This is a genomic window from Paraburkholderia sp. NMBU_R16 (genome assembly GCF_013282575.1).
Classification (GTDB): Bacteria; Pseudomonadota; Gammaproteobacteria; order Burkholderiales; family Burkholderiaceae; genus Trinickia.
Map to the genome: position 1 here is coordinate 1 of NZ_JAAAYE010000166.1, position 1,953 is coordinate 1,953.

The 1,953-nt window shown below is 56.7% G+C and carries 3 protein-coding genes; all 3 read right to left on the reverse strand.

The annotated features are described in order from the left end of the window. Positions 1-117: 117 nt before the first annotated feature. Entirely contained in the window at positions 118-702 is a 585-nt protein-coding gene (locus GWC77_RS27495) for a MarR family transcriptional regulator (RefSeq protein ID WP_173262576.1), read from the reverse strand. A 149-nt stretch (positions 703-851) separates the two neighbouring features. Next, entirely contained in the window at positions 852-1,385 is a 534-nt protein-coding gene (locus GWC77_RS27500; protein WP_173262579.1) for a 2'-5' RNA ligase family protein, read from the reverse strand. A 253-nt stretch (positions 1,386-1,638) separates the two neighbouring features. Then, positions 1,639-1,953 (reverse strand): hypothetical protein (locus tag GWC77_RS29240; protein ID WP_217283440.1); only part of this gene is annotated, 315 nt, incomplete at its 5' end.

Sequence of the window (1,953 nt, forward strand, 5' to 3'; positions counted from 1 at the left end):
CCGGCCGGCTTTGACTAACTCGACCATCTGCGCCCGGAATTCCGGCGCGTAGGGGTTGTGGTGCTTTCCCATGGCAGGCACCTCCTGTTCCAAAGGATAGGTGTCCACGAAACCGGGTCAACTCCAGTCATCCTGTGTTCCTATGACCATCAGCTTCGGTTGGCACAGCACTTCCGCAAGGAAGGGATGATGCTTGCGCTTTCTCTCGATGAATTCGTCGAGAGTGTACTGGGTAATCTGCACCGCACGGCCTAGCTGTTTCTCAGCGGGCTCAAGTGCAGCCATGATTTGTCCGTAGCTGAGGGTTTCACTGGTCAACATGACGTCGACATCGCTGCTTGCGCGGTCGCTCCCTTGAGCCACTGAGCCATACACAAAGGCGAATTTGACCTCAGAGGCAAGCGGCGACAGTGCGCTGCGAAGGACCTCCACGACTCCGAATGTCTTGAGGACGATGAGGCGTAGTTCTTCGAAAATGGGGCTACCCGCGCAGGCTCGAACCTGTTTGAGGTTGGCGATGCGTCGCGTTTCGATCAGCCCGCCTTTTTCGAGACGATTCAGTTCGCGTTGGACGGTGGCGCTGCCGAGATGAGTCAGCCGAATCAACTCTTTGACGTGAAACCATTGATCAGGCCGCCCAAATAGGCATGCCAACAAGGGTTGCTGCGCGCTAGTGAAGAGTGCATCGCCGAGCGTAGTCATGTGCCAAATTCTAGCACGAACGAGCCAGAATCTAGCTCGATCGTGCTAGAATTTAGATCGTTCTCAAAGCATGAAAATAAATAGGACGCGAACACCAAAAGGCTGGCGGCGTAGCCTAGTGCTATCCAGCCCCGGCATTTTTGCTTGCCCTAGCGCTGTTGGTCGGTCTTCGGAAGATCGAACACATGCATCCGCTTCCAACGACCGGACGTGTTTCCCAGCAGCGTCACAGAGTTGCATTCTGTCCGAATCGGTTCCAGTGCACATAGGCGCCGTTCGAGTTCGACAGCGGCAAAATCCGCTATTGCATCGCCACCGTGCGCGACAGTCAGATGAGGCACCACGCCATCGTGTGCACCGCCATAAGGGCGAAACATGGGGAAGCGCTCGACCAGCGCAGTCGTCAACGCGACGAACGGCTCGGGAGGGACTGGGGAGAGATAGGTTGTGGTCGCAAACCGCCCGATCTTCGTCAAAGCAAAGCGGAATGGCTGCGCAACGCTCAATGCACTTTGCGCTTGGCGAAGGATATGGGCCGTAATTTCGTCGGGCGCCATGAAGGGAAACAGAACGGTGATGTGCGCTGGAACGCCCAATTTGGCAGTGGCGTCAAAACGACTACGTAGCTCTGATACAGCCGACTCGGCTGCGGGAACTTCAACGACGAATGCCGACACGGACATGACGGAAATCCTTTTCACGTATGACTCGAGGGCGGTCGAAATTTCTTCCGCGGGTGTTTCATCGTCAGCGTACTCCGAGGCGGGTCGTATCGCGGCGCGTGAGTTCCTTCGCTGCGGTCGGAGTGGGGATGGACGCGGTCAGTTTACGCAAGTGACATAGCTGGTTCAATGCACAGTTCGACGCATGAAGCCCATTCCACTTTCCCGCGAGCCCGGCAACGCGTTCATGCGCGTGGCTGCATCGCCGGGCGTCTCAACCTTGCGACATCTCGAACCCGGCTTTCAAAAGCCTCTGGATGCGCATTCGCCCAATGAAGGCAGAACGATTGCGGTCGAATCGAATGTTCGGAGCTGCTCTGACCATGCTCATACGCGTCTCGAAACCGAGACGTTTTTTTCGGCCTCCAACCCACGCGACGTGAAATCGGTGACGACGCCCCGGCGTAAGCGGTAAGCCATGGGCGTTATAGAGTTCGCGTAAAGGCAATCGCACAATGCCGCCATTGAGTTCGCTCAGGAGGGGCAAGCGATGACGGCCTTCGCAAGAGAAGAATTGGAATCGGTGTGG

Bases quoted from the DNA above. Each gene is read 5' to 3' on its own strand.
- GWC77_RS27495 (WP_173262576.1), bottom strand. From the start codon at position 702: ATGACTACGCTCGGCGATGCACTCTTCACTAGCGCGCAGCAACCCTTG.
- GWC77_RS27500 (WP_173262579.1), bottom strand. From the start codon at position 1,385: ATGTCCGTGTCGGCATTCGTCGTTGAAGTTCCCGCAGCCGAGTCGGCT.